Annotated in this window: 19 protein-coding genes; 11 read left to right on the forward strand and 8 right to left on the reverse strand. The window is 71.4% G+C overall.

Annotated elements, in window-relative coordinates:
* The first annotated feature begins 6 nt into the window (after positions 1 to 6).
* Complete coding sequence (locus tag JHN63_RS30515) at positions 7 to 1,311, forward strand: hypothetical protein (protein WP_307782018.1); 1,305 nt, start codon at positions 7 to 9, stop codon at positions 1,309 to 1,311.
* 6 nt (positions 1,312 to 1,317) lie between these two features.
* Here the strand turns inward: JHN63_RS30515 and JHN63_RS30520 are convergent, their stop codons facing one another.
* Positions 1,318 to 1,755, reverse strand: coding sequence for a VOC family protein (locus tag JHN63_RS30520; RefSeq protein WP_200686691.1), 438 nt, complete (start codon positions 1,753 to 1,755; stop codon positions 1,318 to 1,320).
* Positions 1,756 to 1,879: 124 nt separating this feature from the next.
* A complete protein-coding gene (locus JHN63_RS30525; RefSeq protein ID WP_200686693.1) occupies positions 1,880 to 2,770 on the reverse strand; it encodes a neutral zinc metallopeptidase in 891 nt (296 codons plus the stop codon).
* 466 nt (positions 2,771 to 3,236) lie between these two features.
* On the opposite strand from JHN63_RS30525, the gene JHN63_RS30530 reads away from it, so the two are divergent.
* From JHN63_RS30530 to JHN63_RS30540, 3 genes are all read left to right on the forward strand, one after another.
* Complete coding sequence (locus JHN63_RS30530; RefSeq protein WP_200686695.1) at positions 3,237 to 4,835, forward strand: ABC-F family ATP-binding cassette domain-containing protein; 1,599 nt, start codon at positions 3,237 to 3,239, stop codon at positions 4,833 to 4,835.
* A 390-nt stretch (positions 4,836 to 5,225) separates the two neighbouring features.
* Positions 5,226 to 5,444 (forward strand): helix-turn-helix domain-containing protein, encoded by a 219-nt coding sequence (locus JHN63_RS30535; protein ID WP_019060653.1) that lies wholly within the window; start codon positions 5,226 to 5,228, stop codon positions 5,442 to 5,444.
* A gap of 117 nt (positions 5,445 to 5,561) precedes the next feature.
* A complete protein-coding gene (locus JHN63_RS30540; protein WP_200686697.1) occupies positions 5,562 to 6,374 on the forward strand; it encodes an enoyl-CoA hydratase/isomerase family protein in 813 nt (270 codons plus the stop codon).
* An 18-nt stretch (positions 6,375 to 6,392) separates the two neighbouring features.
* Here JHN63_RS30540 and JHN63_RS30545 read toward each other — a convergent pair whose 3' ends face one another.
* Positions 6,393 to 7,145: a nucleopolyhedrovirus P10 family protein gene (locus JHN63_RS30545; RefSeq protein ID WP_200686699.1), complete on the reverse strand. Its 753-nt coding sequence runs from the start codon at positions 7,143 to 7,145 to the stop codon at positions 6,393 to 6,395.
* An 87-nt stretch (positions 7,146 to 7,232) separates the two neighbouring features.
* On the opposite strand from JHN63_RS30545, the gene JHN63_RS30550 reads away from it, so the two are divergent.
* The 5 genes from JHN63_RS30550 to amaP all read left to right on the forward strand — a co-directional run bounded on the left by JHN63_RS30550 (position 7,233) and on the right by amaP (position 9,624).
* A complete protein-coding gene (locus JHN63_RS30550; protein WP_200686701.1) occupies positions 7,233 to 7,718 on the forward strand; it encodes an Asp23/Gls24 family envelope stress response protein in 486 nt (161 codons plus the stop codon).
* Between the two features lie 79 nt (positions 7,719 to 7,797).
* Positions 7,798 to 7,983 carry a hypothetical protein gene (locus JHN63_RS30555; RefSeq protein WP_019060657.1) on the forward strand — a complete coding sequence of 62 codons (186 nt, stop codon included), beginning with the start codon at positions 7,798 to 7,800 and terminating at the stop codon, positions 7,981 to 7,983.
* Positions 7,980 to 8,372 carry an Asp23/Gls24 family envelope stress response protein gene (locus JHN63_RS30560; RefSeq protein WP_200686703.1) on the forward strand — a complete coding sequence of 131 codons (393 nt, stop codon included), beginning with the start codon at positions 7,980 to 7,982 and terminating at the stop codon, positions 8,370 to 8,372. Before JHN63_RS30555 ends, JHN63_RS30560 begins: the two co-directional genes overlap by 4 nt.
* A complete protein-coding gene (locus tag JHN63_RS30565; protein WP_200686705.1) occupies positions 8,369 to 9,040 on the forward strand; it encodes a DUF6286 domain-containing protein in 672 nt (223 codons plus the stop codon). Before JHN63_RS30560 ends, JHN63_RS30565 begins: the two co-directional genes overlap by 4 nt.
* 5 nt (positions 9,041 to 9,045) lie before the next feature.
* Positions 9,046 to 9,624, forward strand: a complete 579-nt coding sequence (gene amaP / locus JHN63_RS30570) for an alkaline shock response membrane anchor protein AmaP (protein ID WP_200686707.1) — start codon at positions 9,046 to 9,048, stop codon at positions 9,622 to 9,624.
* A gap of 33 nt (positions 9,625 to 9,657) precedes the next feature.
* On the opposite strand, the gene JHN63_RS30575 is transcribed toward amaP, so the two are convergent.
* The 5 genes from JHN63_RS30575 to JHN63_RS30595 all read right to left on the reverse strand — a co-directional run bounded on the left by JHN63_RS30575 (position 9,658) and on the right by JHN63_RS30595 (position 14,463).
* Positions 9,658 to 10,413, reverse strand: coding sequence for an SDR family oxidoreductase (locus JHN63_RS30575; protein ID WP_200686709.1), 756 nt, complete (start codon positions 10,411 to 10,413; stop codon positions 9,658 to 9,660).
* A gap of 5 nt (positions 10,414 to 10,418) precedes the next feature.
* Positions 10,419 to 12,206 carry a glycoside hydrolase family 15 protein gene (locus JHN63_RS30580; protein ID WP_200686711.1) on the reverse strand — a complete coding sequence of 596 codons (1,788 nt, stop codon included), beginning with the start codon at positions 12,204 to 12,206 and terminating at the stop codon, positions 10,419 to 10,421.
* A 71-nt stretch (positions 12,207 to 12,277) separates the two neighbouring features.
* Positions 12,278 to 13,072 carry an SURF1 family protein gene (locus JHN63_RS30585; RefSeq protein WP_307782017.1) on the reverse strand — a complete coding sequence of 265 codons (795 nt, stop codon included), beginning with the start codon at positions 13,070 to 13,072 and terminating at the stop codon, positions 12,278 to 12,280.
* Between the two features lie 73 nt (positions 13,073 to 13,145).
* The gene (locus JHN63_RS30590) at positions 13,146 to 13,379 is read right to left on the reverse strand and encodes a hypothetical protein (RefSeq protein WP_200686715.1); all 234 of its coding nucleotides are present in this window, start codon (positions 13,377 to 13,379) and stop codon (positions 13,146 to 13,148) included.
* 94 nt (positions 13,380 to 13,473) lie between these two features.
* Complete coding sequence (locus JHN63_RS30595) at positions 13,474 to 14,463, reverse strand: DEDDh family exonuclease (RefSeq protein WP_200686717.1); 990 nt, start codon at positions 14,461 to 14,463, stop codon at positions 13,474 to 13,476.
* A gap of 172 nt (positions 14,464 to 14,635) precedes the next feature.
* On the opposite strand from JHN63_RS30595, the gene JHN63_RS30600 reads away from it, so the two are divergent.
* Complete coding sequence (locus JHN63_RS30600) at positions 14,636 to 15,433, forward strand: acetoacetate decarboxylase family protein (protein WP_200686719.1); 798 nt, start codon at positions 14,636 to 14,638, stop codon at positions 15,431 to 15,433.
* A gap of 82 nt (positions 15,434 to 15,515) precedes the next feature.
* Entirely contained in the window at positions 15,516 to 16,400 is an 885-nt protein-coding gene (locus JHN63_RS30605; protein ID WP_200686721.1) for an SDR family NAD(P)-dependent oxidoreductase, read from the forward strand.
* Positions 16,401 to 16,413 lie beyond the last annotated feature (13 nt).

Below are 16,413 nucleotides of genomic sequence, written 5' to 3' on the forward strand. Positions count from 1 at the left end.
GGGCCGGTGTGCCCTCCGGAGGGCACACCGGCCCCCGCGGAACTGGCCAGAATGGCACGCTCCGGCCTGGCCGGAGCGGCCCGCGTCGCCCACTGGGCCGACGCCGCACTACGCCCCGGCCGCGACAGCGCGAGCCCCGACGGCAAGGGCACCCTCTCCGACTCGACCGCCGAACTCGCGGCCGCGGATCTGGGCCTGACCCCGGCTCAGGTCCGCGCCGACTGGGACACCGCCCGCCTCGCCGGTCTCGTCGAGGTGCACGGCGACGAGGCCCGCCCCGGCTGGCGGCTGCGCGCCTGGGACCGCGACGACAGCGCCGTACTGCGCGGCTGGGTCGCCCTCTTCGACGCCTGGTCGCTCGCCCACCCGGAACCCCGGGAGCACGAGCCCTCAGCCGTCGCCGAGGTCGTCTCGGCCATGCCTCAGGTGCTCTCCTTCCTCCAGCTGTCCGCCGGACCCGTCCCCGTCGAACAGCTCCTCGACCTCCTCGGCCAACGGGTCACCGAACTGCGCACCGAGCGCTGCGAGATCCCCTACGGCCCCCAGCCCGAACCCGTCCCGCAGCCACCGGCCACCGACACTCCCGACACCCCTCTGGACCCCCTTCTCGACTGGGCCCTGCACGCCCTCGCCTCCGTCGGTGCCCTCACCTACGGCGATGCCCAGGCCACCCTCACCCCGCTCGGCAGCTGGGCGGTCTGGGTCAAGCTGGAGCAGATCTGCGTGGCCGCGCAGAGCCCCGCCGGGAACATCGAGCAGTCCGCCGAGGACATGCTCCGCGGCTGCTCCCAGCTCCGCCCGAACGCCGCCCGCGCCGAGTACCGCGCCTGGCTCGCCGCCCGCACCGTGGGCACCGCGGTCGGCCAGCTGATCGACGCCGCCCGCGGCGAGGACGCCCTGCTGCGCGGCCTCGCTTTCGAGGCGCTGCGCGTCGTCGGCGCCCCGGCCGAGCCCGACGTCCGCGCCGTCGCCGACGAGGCCACGCTGCGGCCGTACGCCCTGCTGTGGCTCGCCGAGCACGACGGGATCGACCCGGAGGACGCCCACGAGGTCCTCACCCGCGAAGAGGCCACCTGGCTGTGGGTCGACAGCGCCGCCGCCGTCGCCGACCACGGCGAGGCCCCGCTGCTCGTGCGCCACCTGGAGTCCGCCATCCAGCCGACCGTCCCGATGCTCCTCGACGAGGTGCGCGCCGTAGGACACCCGCGAACCGTGCAGGTCCTGGTCGCGCTCGCCGCCGCCCATCCCGACCCGGCCCTCGCCAAGGCCGTACGCCGGGCGGCCTTCCAGGTGCACACGGGGGGCAGCTAGGCGGGGTCAGGGACCCGTCGTCGCCGGTATCTCCGGGGCGTACGTACCGAAGCTCCAGATGTTGCCCTCGATGTCCCGGGCCATGTAGTCCCGTGATCCGTAGTCCTGGTCCGTCGGGGGCATCAGGATCTCCGCGCCGTGCTCCACGGCCCGCCGGTGATGGGCGTCGACGTCGGCCACGACGATGTACACCCCGGCGGGACCCGCGCTCTTCATCGCCTCGTCGAAACGGCCGCCGCGGCCCTTGGAACCGAGCATCACCGCGCCGTTGCCCTGCGCCAGCTCCGCGTGCATCACCGAGCCGTCCTCGCCCTCGTACACCGCCAGCTCGGTGAAGCCGAAGGCCTCCGTGAGCTGCCGGATCGCCGCCTTCGCGTCCGTGTAGAGCAGGGACGGGTAGATGGACGGGTGATTGCCGGGACGCCCGCTGTCCTTGTCAGCCATGCCGATCACTTCCTCGATCGTCTGGTCCTGCCGGGGCTTTTGCTGTCTTTCCGCTGCTTCGATCCGCTTTCGACGAGTCTTGCACCCGCCACTGACAACGCCCCGCGAACCGGCCCCACGGCCGTCAGCGGAAGGTGTTGCACTGCGCCATGTCCCCGGTCCGATAGCCCTGGTGGAACCACTGCTGCCGCTGCGCCGCCGACCCGTGCGTCCAGGTCTCCGGCGTCACCCGGCCCTGGAACCGCTCCTGGATCCGGTCGTCGCCCACGGCCGCCGCCGCGTCCAGCCCGTCCCGGATGTCGGCGTCCGTGAGGCTGGTGATCAACGGCCGCCCGGTCGACTCGTCCTTCGTGGTGGTCGCGTGATGCGCCCAGACCCCCGCGTAGCAGTCCGCCTGCAGTTCCACCCGCACCGCGTTGCTGCTCGCGCCGGTCCGCCCGTCCTGCGACCTGCCGAGCGTGCCCATCAGGTCCTGCACGTGGTGCCCGTACTCGTGCGCCACGACGTACGCCTGCGCGAACGGGCCGCCACTGGAGCCGAACTTCGTCCGCAGTTCGTCGAAGAAGCCCAGGTCCAGATAGACCTTCCGGTCGCCGGGGCAGTAGAACGGCCCCACCGCGGAGGTCGCCGTCCCGCACGCCGTGGCGACCTGCCCGCTGAAGAAGACCGTCGGCGACCGCGTGTACGTACCGCTGCGCCGCCGGAACTCGTCCGTCCAGAAGTCCTGCACGCTGTTGACCACCGCCACGATGCGGCAGTCCTCCTTGGTGTTCGCGTCCCGCCCGGTACGGCAGGACGACTGCACCTGGGCCAGCGAGGACGCGGTGGCCGCCGGCGAGTCGCTCCCCGACGACAACCCCAGGTTGTCGGGACCGACCCCGAAGAAGAGCCCGAGCAGCAGCGCGATCAGCCCCGCGAGACCACCGCCCACGGTCGCCCGGCCACCGGGGATCCGGCTGCCGCGCACGTCCTGCACCTCGGAGGTGTCCAGATTCGCGTCGTCGTCGAACTGCATGGCGTCATCCTCGCCCGCGCCTCCCGCCGGGGCGCCGGACAAGGGGCCGAACGGGGGACGGCCCCCAGCGGTCCGGCGCCCCGGGAGGTCGGGCCAGGCCGACGAGCCTCCACGCGCACGTGCCGTACGTCACGGGTGGTGGCGCCGCTCATCTCGCCGCCCCGGCCCTACCGCGCAGCTCATCGCCGTNGGGCGAGGGGCCGAACGGGGGACGGCCCCCAGCGGTCCGGCGCCCCGGGAGGTCGGGCCAGGCCGACGAGCCTCCACGCGCACGTGCCGTACGTCACGGGTGGTGGCGCCGCTCATCTCGCCGCCCCGGCCCTACCGCGCAGCTCATCGCCGTACACAGGAAAAGCGCTTGCACGACCCCGTTAGACTTGGCCTATGGCCATTCTCCTCGCGCATTAGACGGCGGGAACGTCCTCAGCCGCCCCTTCCGCCTACGACCCCGCTCTGGAGTCTGACCGTGATCTCCGCCTCCGGTATCGAGCTGCGCGCCGGTGCCCGCGTCCTCATCGAGTCCGCAACGTTCCGAGTCGCCAAGGGCGACCGCATCGGTCTGGTCGGGCGCAACGGCGCCGGCAAGACCACCCTGACCAAGGTCCTGGCCGGCGAGGGCCAGCCCGCCGGAGGCACCGTCACCCGCTCCGGCGAGGTCGGCTACCTCCCCCAGGATCCCCGCACCGGCGACCTGGACGTGCTCGCCAGCGACCGCATCCTCTCCGCGCGCGGCCTGGACACCCTGATCCGCAAGATGCGCGAGAACGAACAGCGCATCGCCAGCGGCAGCGGCGCCACCCGCGACAAGGCCATGCGGCAGTACGAGCGCCAGGAGACGGAATTCCTCACCAAGGGGGGCTACTCCGCCGAGGCCGAGGCGGCCACCATCGCCGCCGCGCTGAACCTCCCGGACCGCGTGCTCGGCCAGCCGCTCCATACGCTCTCCGGCGGTCAGCGCCGCCGTATCGAGCTGGCCCGCATCCTGTTCTCCGACGCGGACACGCTGCTCCTCGACGAGCCCACGAACCACCTCGACGCCGACTCCATCGTCTGGCTCCGCGACTACCTGAAGACGTACCGCGGCGGCTTCATCGTGATCTCCCACGACACCGACCTCGTCGAGACCGTCGTCAACAAGGTGTTCTATCTGGACGCCAACCGCGCCCAGATCGACTACTACAACATGGGCTGGAAGCTCTACCAGCAGCAGCGCGAGGCCGACGAGAAGCGCCGCAAGCGCGAGCGGCAGAACGCCGAGAAGAAGGCCGCCGCCCTGCACTCGCAGGCCGACAAGATGCGCGCCAAGGCCACCAAGACGGTCGCCGCGCAGAACATGGCCAAGCGCGCCGACCGCCTGCTCGCCGGGCTCGACGCGGTGCGCGTCTCCGACAAGGTCGCCAAGCTGCGCTTCCCGGAGCCCTCGCCCTGCGGCAAGACCCCGCTCATGGCGGAGGGCCTGTCGAAGTCGTACGGCTCCCTGGAGATCTTCACCGACGTCGACCTGGCCATCGACAAGGGTTCGCGTGTCGTCATCCTCGGTCTGAACGGCGCAGGCAAGACGACCCTCCTGAAGCTTCTCGGCGGTGCCGAGAAGCCCGACACCGGCGAGATCATCCAGGGCCACGGCCTCAAGCTCGGCTACTACGCGCAGGAGCACGAGACCCTCGACCCGGAGCGCACGGTCCTGGAGAACATGCGCTCCGCGGCGCCCGACCTGGACCTCGTAGAAGTCCGCAAGACGCTCGGCTCGTTCCTGTTCTCCGGGGACGACGTCGACAAGCCCGCCGGGGTCCTCTCCGGTGGTGAGAAGACGCGTCTCGCGCTCGCCACCCTCGTGGTGTCGTCCGCGAACGTCCTCCTCCTGGATGAGCCGACGAACAACCTGGACCCCGCCAGCCGCGAGGAGATCCTCGGCGCACTGCGCACCTACAAGGGCGCCGTCGTCCTCGTCACCCACGACGAGGGCGCCGTGGAGGCACTCCAGCCGGAGCGCATCATCCTGCTGCCGGACGGCGTCGAGGACCTGTGGGGCGCGGACTACGCGGATCTCGTCGCCCTGGCGTGACCGGAGGTCCGTAGCCAGAAGCCCGTGACCGAAGCCCTGATCCAATGACCGTGATCGAATGCTTGATCAACGGCGTATGGATCATTCGGCCTACCGGTGATCCACCATCTGTGTGAGATCTCCTCGTACCGAGGTGTGTCGTACACCGATTTCCCGGCCGAGCCCTATATCGACAAGGGCTCGGCCGTCCTGCGTCTCTGACCAGGTATTTCGCGGGACAACTCGTTCGGCCGCACGGACACGACCGTATGGAATTCCACATTCCACTTGTGGGGACGCGCTCCTGTCGTCAAAACCTTGTCTTACGGACCTTGCCGAATGGGTGGCCATGAACGCTTGGAGGGGTGATCATGAGGAGACCAAGAGCGCACTTCCCATGAGGAGGCACGGGTGGCCGAGACTCTGAAGAAGGGCAGCCGGGTAACCGGCGCCGCGCGCGACAAGCTCGCGGCAGACCTGAAGAAGAAGTACGACTCCGGTGCGAGCATCCGAGCGCTGGCCGAGGAAACCGGCCGCTCGTATGGCTTCGTCCACCGGATGCTCAGTGAGTCGGGCGTCACGCTCCGTGGGCGTGGCGGGGCGACCCGGGGCAAGAAGGCTTCGGCCTGACCCCGGGCGGCCCATCGTTTTCGATGGTGGCCACCCGGTCGGACGACTGACCGGCCGGGTGGTTACTGTGCAGTCACTTAGCTCTGCTCTGCTGACCGCACACATCGGAGGCGCCCCATGGCTTCGCCCGAACAGGACGACAAGGACCTCGGTCCCGTACTCGACAAGGACGGCGTACGGCTCACCGTCGACGACGCGATCGCCACGGTGACGCTGACCAACCCGGCCAAGCGCAACGCTCAAAGTCCTGCTCTCTGGCGGGCGTTGGCGGAGGCCGGGCGGTTGCTGCCGGGCTCCGTCCGTGTCGTCGTACTGCGTGCCGAGGGCAAGTCCTTCTCGGCCGGACTCGACCGGCAGGCGTTCACGCCCGAGGGCTTCGACGGCGAACCGTCGTTCATCGACCTCGCGCACAGCAGCGACGCCGTGCTGGACGGGACCATCGCCGAGTACCAGGCGGGCTTCACCTGGTGGCGACGCAGCGACATCGTGTCCATCGCCGCCGTCCAGGGGCACGCCATCGGGGCCGGCTTCCAGCTCGCCCTCGCCTGTGACCTGCGCGTCGTCGCCGACGACGTCCAGTTCGCCATGCGCGAGACCAGCCTCGGCCTGGTGCCCGACCTCACCGGCACACATCCCCTGGTGGGCCTCGTCGGCTACGCCCGCGCGCTGGAGATCTGCGCGACCGGACGCTCCGTCCTGGCCGAGGAAGCCGTCAGCACCGGCCTCGCGAACATCGCCGTGCCCGGCGACCAACTCGAGGACGCCGTACGCGACCTCACGTCCGCACTGCTGGCCGCACCACGCGACGCCGTCATCGAGACCAAGGCGCTGCTCCAGGGCGTCCAGGGGCGTGCCTACGACGACCAGCGCGCCGCCGAGCGCGCCGCGCAGGCGCGACGACTGCGGGACCTGGCCGGCGTCGGCGAATAGGCGTCAGCCGATCGGGGTTCAGCCGACCCTCGTGACGAGCACCGCCACGGTCGGCCGACCCGGCAGCACCTCGCCGACCCTCGCGCGGACCTCCCGAGCCACCTCCAAGGCCCGGTGGTCCGCGCGTACGGCGACCTCCACGCGTGCGTGCAGACGTGCCAGCGCGCCGTCGTCCTGCCGCTCCTCGAGGTGCACCGCCCGTCCCAGTCCGCCCAACGCGCCGGTCAGCCGGGCCACGCCCGGGACGGCGAGCGCGACCGCGATGATCCGGGACTCGCCGCCGTCGTCAACATTGACCATCAGGTCAAGGTCATCAACATGGTCAATGTCGGCGACAGGGTGATCCACATCGTCCACACGATCAACGTCGTCCATATGGTCCAGCAAGGCCGTCACCTCTAGATCGACCTCCACCACCACCAGCCCGAGTCGCTCCGCCGCGGCCGTCGCCAGGGCCGTGCGCAGTGCGGCCGCCGTGGTCGGCAGCGGCTCGGTCGCCACGGCCGCGAAGTCGGCCGTGATCCGCAGCGGACCGGGCGGCAGGGCACCCGGCGGAGGCGGTACGGCGGGCTCGTGCGCGTCCGCCGGGTCCGTGAGCGCGATCCGGAGCGCGCCCAGCCGCACGCCCCGCACATGCTGCGCCACGCCCCGGAGCACGGCCTCGGCCGCCCGCTCGGTGATCCACGCGCCGTCACGCCGATCACCCAGGGGCAGCAGCCTGCCGAGCCGCAGTTGCTGCCGTACCGCTCGTGTCCACGCGTCCGCCGTCATTCCTCCAGCCTGCCGCATGTCCAGCGCGCGACCGGGCAACCGCACTTACCTTGGTCGAAGGACGACGACCGAAAGGGACGTACGGCGATGACCGACATGACGGAGCGGAACCGGACCCAGGACCCCGACGGTGAGCGGGAGCCCGTACAGACCCGCAAACCCCCCACCAAGCGCGGCGGCGGCGACCCCGCGTCCAGGGGGCGGACCACCATCGCCGACGGGGTCGTGGAGAAGATCGCCGGGCTGGCCGCCCGGGACGTGCTGGGCGTGCACGCCATGGGCAGCGGGCTGTCCCGCACCTTCGGGGCCGTGCGCGACCGGGTGCCCGGCGGTACGAAGTCGGTGTCCAGGGGTGTGAAGGCCGAGGTCGGCGAGGTGCAGACCGCGCTCGACCTGGAGATCGTCGTCGACTACGGAGTGTCGATCGCGGACGTCGCCCGGGCCGTACGGGAGAACGTCATCGCGGCCGTGGAGCGGATGACCGGCCTCGAAGTCGTCGAGGTCAACATCGCGGTGAGCGACGTGAAGCTGCCGGACGAAGAGGACGACGAACCGGAACCCCGACTCCAGTGACCGAGCCGACGAACGAACCGGCGGACGAACCGGCGGGCGAATCGATGAGCGGGCCGACGAACGAGCTGAGGAGCGCAGGATGAGCAGGGCCGTGGTCGGCATGATCGCCGGAATGGCACTGGGCTTCGCCGGATACTTCGGCGGGTTCGGTGCCTTCCTGCTGGTGGCGGCCCTGGGCGCCATCGGGTTCGTCGTCGGCCGGTTCCTCGAAGGGGACCTGGAACTCGGCGACTTCTTCCGCTCGCGTGACGACCGGCGGCGATGACGTCCATGAGCGGCGGGGACGGCGCGGTCGACGAGCGCGGCAGAACCGCGGTGGTCGTCGCGCCCGGCGAGCGGGGCGCCACCCGGATCGGCGACCGGGTCGTCGCGAAGATCGCCGCACAAGCCGCGCGTGAGGCGCTCGGACCACTGCCCCCGGAGGCCGCACCGCCGCATGCCACCGTCGTCGTACACCACGAGACGGCACGCGTGCGCGTGCACCTCGAACTGGACTATCCCTGCGACATCGGCGACCGCTGTTCTCGGGTGCGTCGACAGGTGGTTCAGCGGGTACGCGCGTTGGTGGGCATGGAGGTGCCCGAGGTCGCCGTCCACGTAGAACGGCTCCATCCGGCACAGGCACACCGTGCGGCACAGGGGAGGACGCTATGAGCGAGCCCCAAGGCTCCGAAGGCACGACCCAACGACTACCGGTCATCGAGAAGGAGACCGATCCAGGGCGGGACGGGTACGTCCCGGCACCGGACCACGATCCCGTACCCGTGGTGGGGGACGGCAGGAACGGCCGCTTCTGGTCGGCGCGCCGCGTCCCCGCGGGCATCGTCGCCGTCCTGCTGCTCGCCGGCACGGGCGCCCTGCTCTACGACGTCACCGCCGTGCGCGCGGAGCGGCCCGCCGCGCACTGGCGCCGGGAACTCGCCCGGCAGCTCGCCGAACGGCCACTCGACGACACCTGGGTGCTCGTCGGCGCCGGCATCGCCGCCGCCCTCGGCCTCTGGCTGATCGTGCTCGCCCTCACGCCCGGCCTGCGCCAGGTGCTTCCGATGCGCCGCACCCACGCCGACATCCGGGCCGGCCTGCAGCGCACCGCCGCCGCGATGGTGCTGCGCGACCGGGCCATGGAGGTCTCCGGCGTGCAGTCGGTGCGCGTACGGACGAGCCGGACGAAGGCCGACGTCCGCGTGGTGTCGCATTTCCGTGAACTCGACGATGTACGGACCGACTTGGACGCCGTGCTCGGCGACGCGATCACCGGGCTCGGGCTGGCCCGGCCGCCCGCTCTGTCGGTGCGCGTCGGCCGTGCCGGACGGAAGGGGTGAGGTCGGTGCTCAGGATCGTCAACCGTGTGGTGATCGGCGTCGTGGGTCTCGTACTGGTCGTGCTCGGCGGGTCCGCGCTGGCCGTCGGGCTCGGCGTGAAGCCGCCCTCCTGGTGGATCCACGACGGCCGCCACGACGTCCTGCTGAGCGACGCTCAGCGGACCCGCTGGCGGGCCGACGGCTGGTGGTGGCCCACCGTCCTCGCCACGCTCGCCGTCGTCGTCCTGCTGGCCCTGTGGTGGCTCGTCGCGGTGCTACGGCGGCGCCGGCTCACCGAGGTCGCCGTCAGCACCGGAGACGGCGAGGGCGCGCTGCTGCGGGGCCGGGCCCTGGAGGGCGTCCTCGCCACCGACGCGGGCGCCCTGGAAGGCGTGGCCCACGCGCACGTGCGGCTCGCCGGCACCCGCACCGCACCCGAGGCCCGTGTCCGGCTCGGCCTGGAACCGCACGTGGACCCCGGAGTGGCCCTCGACCACCTGACGGCCAACGCCCTGGCCCACGCCCGCGATTCGGCGGGCCTGGAGGCGTTGCCGACAGAGGTGCGGCTGACGGGCGTCAAGCACCGCGCGGAGAGGGTGAGTTGACGGGGTGAGCGGGCGGGGCGAGGCGACGGTTCGTCAGAATCCGTGCCGCATCCCGCCGTCGACCGGCACCATGATCCCCGTCAGGTAGGACGCGGCCGGCGACAACAGGAACGCAGCCACCCGCCCGAACTCGTCCGACGTCCCGTAGCGCCGCAGCGGAATCCGCGACTCGTTGGCCGCACGCGTGGCCTCCGGGTCCGCGGACAGCCCGTCCAGCTCGCGCACGCGGTCCGTGTCGATGCGGGCCGGCAGCAGTCCCACGACCCGGATGCCGCGCGGCCCCAGTTCGTCGCCGAGGGACTTGGCGAAACCGGCCAGACCGGGCCGCAGCGCGTTCGAGATCGTCAGCCCCGGGATCGGCTCGTGCACCGACCCCGACAGCACGAACCCGATGACACCGCCCGCCTCCAGCTCCGCGGCCGCCGCGCGGGCGAGCCGCACCGCGCCCAGGAACACCGACTCGAACGACGCCTGCCACTGCTCGTCGGTGGTGTCGGCGACGAACCCGGGCGGCGGCCCGCCGACGCTCACGAGGATGCCGTCGAAGCGCCCGAAGTGGTCACGCGCGGCGGTGATCAGCCGGGCCGGCGCGTCCGCGTCGGCGTTGTCGACGGCCACGCCGATCGCGTTCCGTCCCAGCTCGGCCGCCGCGTCGGCGGCCCGCTGCTCGTCGCGCCCTGTGACGACCACCTTCGCGCCGTCGGCCACCAGCTCGCGCGCGGAGGCGTTGCCCAGCCCGCGGGTGGCCCCGGTGACGACGTACACCCGGTCCTTCAGTCCAAGATCCATGGCCCCTATCCTGCCTCCTCGTCCCCGAACAGGGCGAGGGCACTGTTCACCAGACCGATGTGGCTGAACGCCTGCGGGAAGTTGCCGAGCTGACGGCCCGCCACCGGGTCGTACTCCTCCGCGAGGAGCCCCACGTCGTTCGCGAGCCCGACCAGCCGCTCGAACAGCACGCGCGCGTCCTTCGTGCGGCCCGTCAGGTGCAGGGCGTCCACGAGCCAGAAGGAGCACGCCAGGAAGGCGCCCTCGTCGCCGGGCAGCCCGTCCACGGGGGTGTCGGCCGCGGTGTCGTAGCGGCGTACGAAGCCGTCGTGGCCCAGGGCCGCGTGGACCGCGTCGACCGTGCCGACGACCCGGGGATCGTCGGGCGGCAGGAAACCGAAGCGGGGGATGAGCAGCAGGGCGGCGTCGAGTTCCTGCGAGCCGTAGTACTGCGTGAACGTGTTGCGTTCCGGGTCGTAGCCCTTCTCGCACACGTCCTGGTGCACCGCGTCCCGTAGCGCGCGCCAGCCCTCCAGGTCGCCGGGCAGGTCGGCGTACTCCTCCAGAGTGCGTACGGCCCGGTCGGCGGCCACCCACACCATGACCTTGGAGTGCACGAAGTGCCGGCGCCCGCCGCGCACCTCCCACAGGCCCTCGTCCGGCTGCTGCCACCGCGCGCGCAGCCACTCCAGGAGGACGGCCTGGAGCGACCACATGTGCGGCTTGGGGGTCAGGCCCGCGCGGCGGGCCAGCCACAGGGAGTCCATGACCTCCCCGTAGACGTCGAGTTGGAGCTGGTTGACGGCTCCGTTGCCGATGCGTACGGGGGCCGAGCCGCCGAAGCCGGAGAGGTGCGGCAGTTCGAACTCGGGCAGTCGCCGTTCGCCCGCCACGCCGTACATGATCTGCAGGTCCGCCGGATCGCCCGCGACCGCGCGCAGCAGCCAGTCGCGCCAGGCCTCGGCCTCCTTGTGGTAGCCCGCGGCGACCAGGGCACCCAGGGTGAGGCTCGAGTCGCGCAGCCAGCAGTAGCGGTAGTCCCAGTTGCGGACGCCGCCCATCTCCTCGGGCAGCGAGGTGGTGGCCGCTGCGACGATGCCACCGGTCGGGCGGTAGGTGAGGGCCTTGAGGGTGATCAGGGAACGTACGACCGCGTCCCTGTAGGGGCCGTCGTAGCGGCAGCGGGCCGCCCAGTGCTCCCAGTCCCCGACGCTGTGCCGCAGCGACTTGTACGGGTCGACCAGAGGCGGGCGCGGCTCGTGCGAGGGATGCCAGGTGAGGACGAAGGCGACCTTCTCACCGGCCTCGACGGTGAACTCGGAGAGCGTGCTGAAGTCCTCGCCCCAGGTGCGCACCTCGGGCTCGCTGCGCAGCCACACCGAGTCGGGGCCCGCGACGGCCACCCGGTGGCCGTCGGACCTGCGCACCCACGGCACGACCGCGCCGTAGTCGAAGCGCAGGCGGAGCGTGCTGCGGACGGTGACCTTGCCGCTCAGGCCCTCCACGATGCGTACGACGTCGGGGGCGCGGTGGCGCTGGGGCATCAGGTCGGTGACGCGTACCGTGCCCTCGTCGGTCTCCCACTCCGTGTCCAGGACCAGGGTGTCGGGGCGGTAGGCGCGGCGGGTGCAGCGGTCGGCGCCCTTGGGGGCGATGCGCCAGTGGCCGTTGTCCTCGTCGCCGAGCAGTCTGGCGAAGCAGGCGGCCGAGTCGAAGCGGGGCAGGCACAGCCAGTCGACCGAACCGTCCATGCCGACCAGGGCCGCGGTCTGTTCGTCGCCGATGAGGGCGTAGTCCTCGATACGTGGGTGCACGGGGTGCGGGTTCCCTGCCTGTTGGTGAGGCAATCAAGGTTCGGGGCCGGGCGGGTGAAGCGAGGGAGGGCTCAGACCGCCGCGGGTTCGGCCTCGGCGGGCTCCGCGGCCTTCGCAGCCGCCTCCCGGCGGTCCCGGGCCTCGCGGCGGGCCAGGACGACGTAGCCGACCGGGACGGCCGCCGCGAACAGCCACCACTGGATCATGTACGCGTAGTTCAGGGGGGCGTCTTCCTTGCCCGGGTCGGAGATCTGCTCCGGGGTGTCGCCCTTCGCCTCGGGCGCCGTCTGCTCGACATAGCCGCCGAGCACCTGGGCGTCGAGGCGCTTCGCCTGTTCCTCACTGTTGATCAACATGATCTGGCGGTCGGGCAGGCCCTTCAGGTCCTTGATGCCGCTGGCCGCGGTCGTCTCGTCGGCCATCAGACGTCCCGTGATGGTGGTCCGGCCGCTCGGCGGCGCGGGGATCTTCGGGAACGCGGTCTGCGCGCCGTTCGCCGGGATCCATCCACGGTTGATCAACACGACCTTGCCGTCCGTCAACACGAACGGGGTCAGTACATGGAAGCCGACCTCGTCGTCGTCATTCGTACGACGCCGGACGACGACTTCCTTGGAGGTCTCGAAGGTGCCCGTCGCGGTGACGGTGCGGTACCTCTCGGTACGGGTCACCGCGTGGCCGGGGGTGCTGATCGTCTCCACGGGGACCGGCTTGGCGTGCAGCGCGTCCGCGACCAACTGGTTCCGGGCACTGCGCATCTCGTAGCGGTGCATCTGCCAGATGCCCAGCCTGATCATCGTGGGGATCAGGAGAAGGGTGATCAACGCGAGGATCACCCACTGCCGGGACATCAGGAAGCGGTACACCCCACGACCGTACAACTCGGTCGTGGGGCGCATTGAGGGGGGTACCGGAAGGGGCTTCCGGAATGCCGGTGGCTCACACCTTGTCGACGATCCCCACCATCCCCTCCGCCCGCGCGCAGTGGCCGCCGCAGAACCAGCGGCCCTCGACCTCCACGCCCTGGCCGATGATCTGCACCCGGCAGTGCTCGCAGATCGGGGCCATGCGGTGGATCGCGCAGGAGAAGCAGTCGAAGACGTGCACCGCGCCCTGCGCGTGCACCTCGAAACTCATGCCGTAGTCATTGCCGCACACTTCACATCTCGCCATGCGCCACAGGGTGGGCCGTCCGCCCGGCACGGGCGAGCGGACGCGGGGCGAGTCGCGCCCCAATCACCCGTCCGTACGGCTCCCCGCGGCGCGCTCAGTCCGCCTGCTCGACGTCCCGGAGGAGTTGCCCGAACGCCGCCTCGTCCACCACGGGTGTGCCGAACTGCCGGGCCTTGACCACCTTCGAGGTGCCCGAGTCCGGGTCGTTCGTGACGAGCAGGCTGGTCAGCCGGGACAGGCTCGTCGCGACATGCAGCCCGGCCTCCACGGCCCGGTCCTCCAGCAGCTCGCGCTCGATGGACGTGTCCCCGGAGAACGCGATCCGCATCCCCTGCTTGAGCGGCCTGCCGTCCTCGAACCGCCCCGGGTTGGGGTAGGGACACGCGGGCCGCTTGCGCGCGGGACGCCAACTGCCCGCCCCGTAGCCGCTGTAGCCCCCGGACTGCTGGCCGATCCGGGGCGCGGGCCGGTCGGCGGTCCACTCGGTCAGCGGCCGGCACTCGTGCAGCGGCAGCCGTACGCCGCCCAGGGCCGCCGCGCGCAGGCTCGGCCGGAACGCCTCGGCGAGCACGCGCGCGTCGTCCAGCGCGTGGTGCGCGCGCTGCTGGACGACACCGAAGTGCGCCGCCAGGGACTCCAGTTTGTGGTTGGGCAGCGGCAGGCTCAGCTCCTTGGACAGCGCGATGGTGCACAGCCGCTGCCGGACCGGGGGCTCGATCTGCACGCGCGCGTACTCCCGCGCGATCATCTGCCAGTCGAAGACCGCGTTGTGCGCGACCAGCACCCGGCCCTCCAGGCGGGTCGCGAACTCGTCGGCGATGTCCTTGAAGAGGGGCGCGCCCTCCAGGACGTCACTCGTCAGACCGTGGATCCACACGGGGCCGGGATCGCGCTCCGGGTTGACCATCGTGTACCAGTGGTCCTCGACCTCGCCGAGCGCGTCCAGACGATAGACGGCCGCGGAGATTATCCGGTCGTCCCGGGCCAGGCCGGTGGTCTCCACGTCAACCACCGCGTATCCCTGGGGATACGCGGCCGGCCACGGAGCGGCTGCGGACACGGCGGGCGAGTGGTCTTCGAGCATGGTCACTGAGGATACGGGCCGTCACTGACAGCCCTGTCCCTCAGGTGCCTTGTCCCGCCCGCCCGTTCGGGTCCGCCGAACGCACGCGCGCGTGGCTATGGACCTTTTGCCCGCCCGGTGCAAGCGTGCTGCCCGCCTGACGGATGACGGCCTACGAAGGGCGGTACGGCGTATGGCACGCGTACGGTACGGCGCACGGACCGAGGCGGAGATCGCCGCCGCACGCTCAGCGAGCTCCAGGCTCCCCGACATCTGGTCCACCGGTGTGGTGGCCGTCTGGGAGAGCGACCCGGACGCGGTCGCGGCGGTCCTCCCGCCGCCCCTCAAACCCACGGGCAGACCGCTGGTCCGGGTGAACATCAGCAAGGTCGAGCTGACTGGATACCCCCTGGGCGCGGGCTCGTTCGCGGTCGCCGCCGCGCACGACGGCGTCGAGGGCTGGTACCCGCTGGTGATGCCGATGACCCACGAACGGGCCCTCACCGGCGGCCGTGAGGTCTTCGGCGAACCCAAGAAGCTCGGCGAGGTGACCGTCGAGCGCGTGGGCCTCGTCGTGCACGCGTCCCTGGCCCGGCACGGCATCGCCTTCGTCGAGGTCCGCGGCGCGGTCAGTGCGGAACTGCCCCTCCCCGGGCCGACGCAGAAGACCGACTTCTACTTCAAGTTCCTTCCCGCGGTGGACGGTTCGGGCTTCGACGTCGACCCGGTGCTCGTGCACTGCGTGCGCAACGAGAAGGTCCGCCGCCTCGAACGTGTCACCGGGGACGTCGTCCTGCGCGAGTCCATGTACGACCCGGTCGCCGACCTCCCCGTGCGCACCCTCGTCGACATCACCATCGGCGAGAAGACCAGCGACCAGCGCGGCAAGGTCGTCGAACGGGTCGACGCGCGGGCCCTGTTGCCGTACATCCACCAGCGCTACGACGACCCGCAACAGGTCCATGACGGGCCGCCGGAGGGGAGCGTCTGATGCTGTGTCTGCCCGGGGGACAACCCCCGGACCCCCGGCAGGGAGCGGCGTCGACGCGAGCGGCGTGGGGAGATGAGCGGTTGTGGAATTGACGGAGGGTCAGGTCGCCGTCGTCACCGGGGCGGCGAGCGGGATCGGGCTCGCGATGGCGCGGCGGTTCGCGGCCGACGGGCTCAAGGTGGTGCTCGCCGACGTCGAGGAGGGCGCTCTCGACAAGGCCGCCTCCGACCTGCGCGCCGACGGTGCCGACGTGCACGCGCGCGTGGTCGACGTCGGCGTACGCCAACAGGTCCTGGATCTGGCCGAGTCGGCGTACGACACGTACGGCGCCGTCCATGTCCTGTGCAACAACGCGGGGGTCGGCTCGGGTGCCGAGGGCCGGATGTGGGAGCACGAACCGAACGACTGGCAGTGGGCGTTCGCCGTCAATGTGTGGGGTGTCTTCCATGGCATCCAGGCGTTCGTGCCGAGGATGATCAAGTCGAATCAACCCGGCCATGTCGTCAACACGTCCTCCGGGGACGGCGGTATCGCCCCGCTGCCCACCGCCTCCGTGTACGCCGTCACCAAGGCGGCCGTCGTGACGATGACCGAGTCCCTGTACGCCCACTTGAGAGCGGAGCACGCGCGCGTGGGCGCCTCGGTGCTCTTCCCCGGGCCGCACATGCTGCGCACGGGACTGTGGGAGTCGCACCGCAACCGGCCCGACCGGTACGCCAAGGAGCGGCCCCGCCGGACCCCGTACCGCAGCCTCGACCAGTGGGAGACCGCGATGAAGGAGGCGGGCAAGGAAGTCGCCTTCACGCCCGTCGAGGAGGTCGCCGACCTCGTCGTGGACGGCATCCGCGCGGACCGCTTCTGGCTGCTGCCCGAGAGCGGGCACAGCGACGACCAGATCAGGGCACGCGCGCGTTCGATGCTCGACCGCGCCAACCCGGCGTATCTGGAGAGCTTCATCCTGGACTGACCGAGGGGGTTGT

The sequence above is a fragment of the Streptomyces sp. MBT65 genome (assembly GCF_016612545.1).
Lineage (GTDB): Bacteria > Actinomycetota > Actinomycetes > Streptomycetales > Streptomycetaceae > Streptomyces.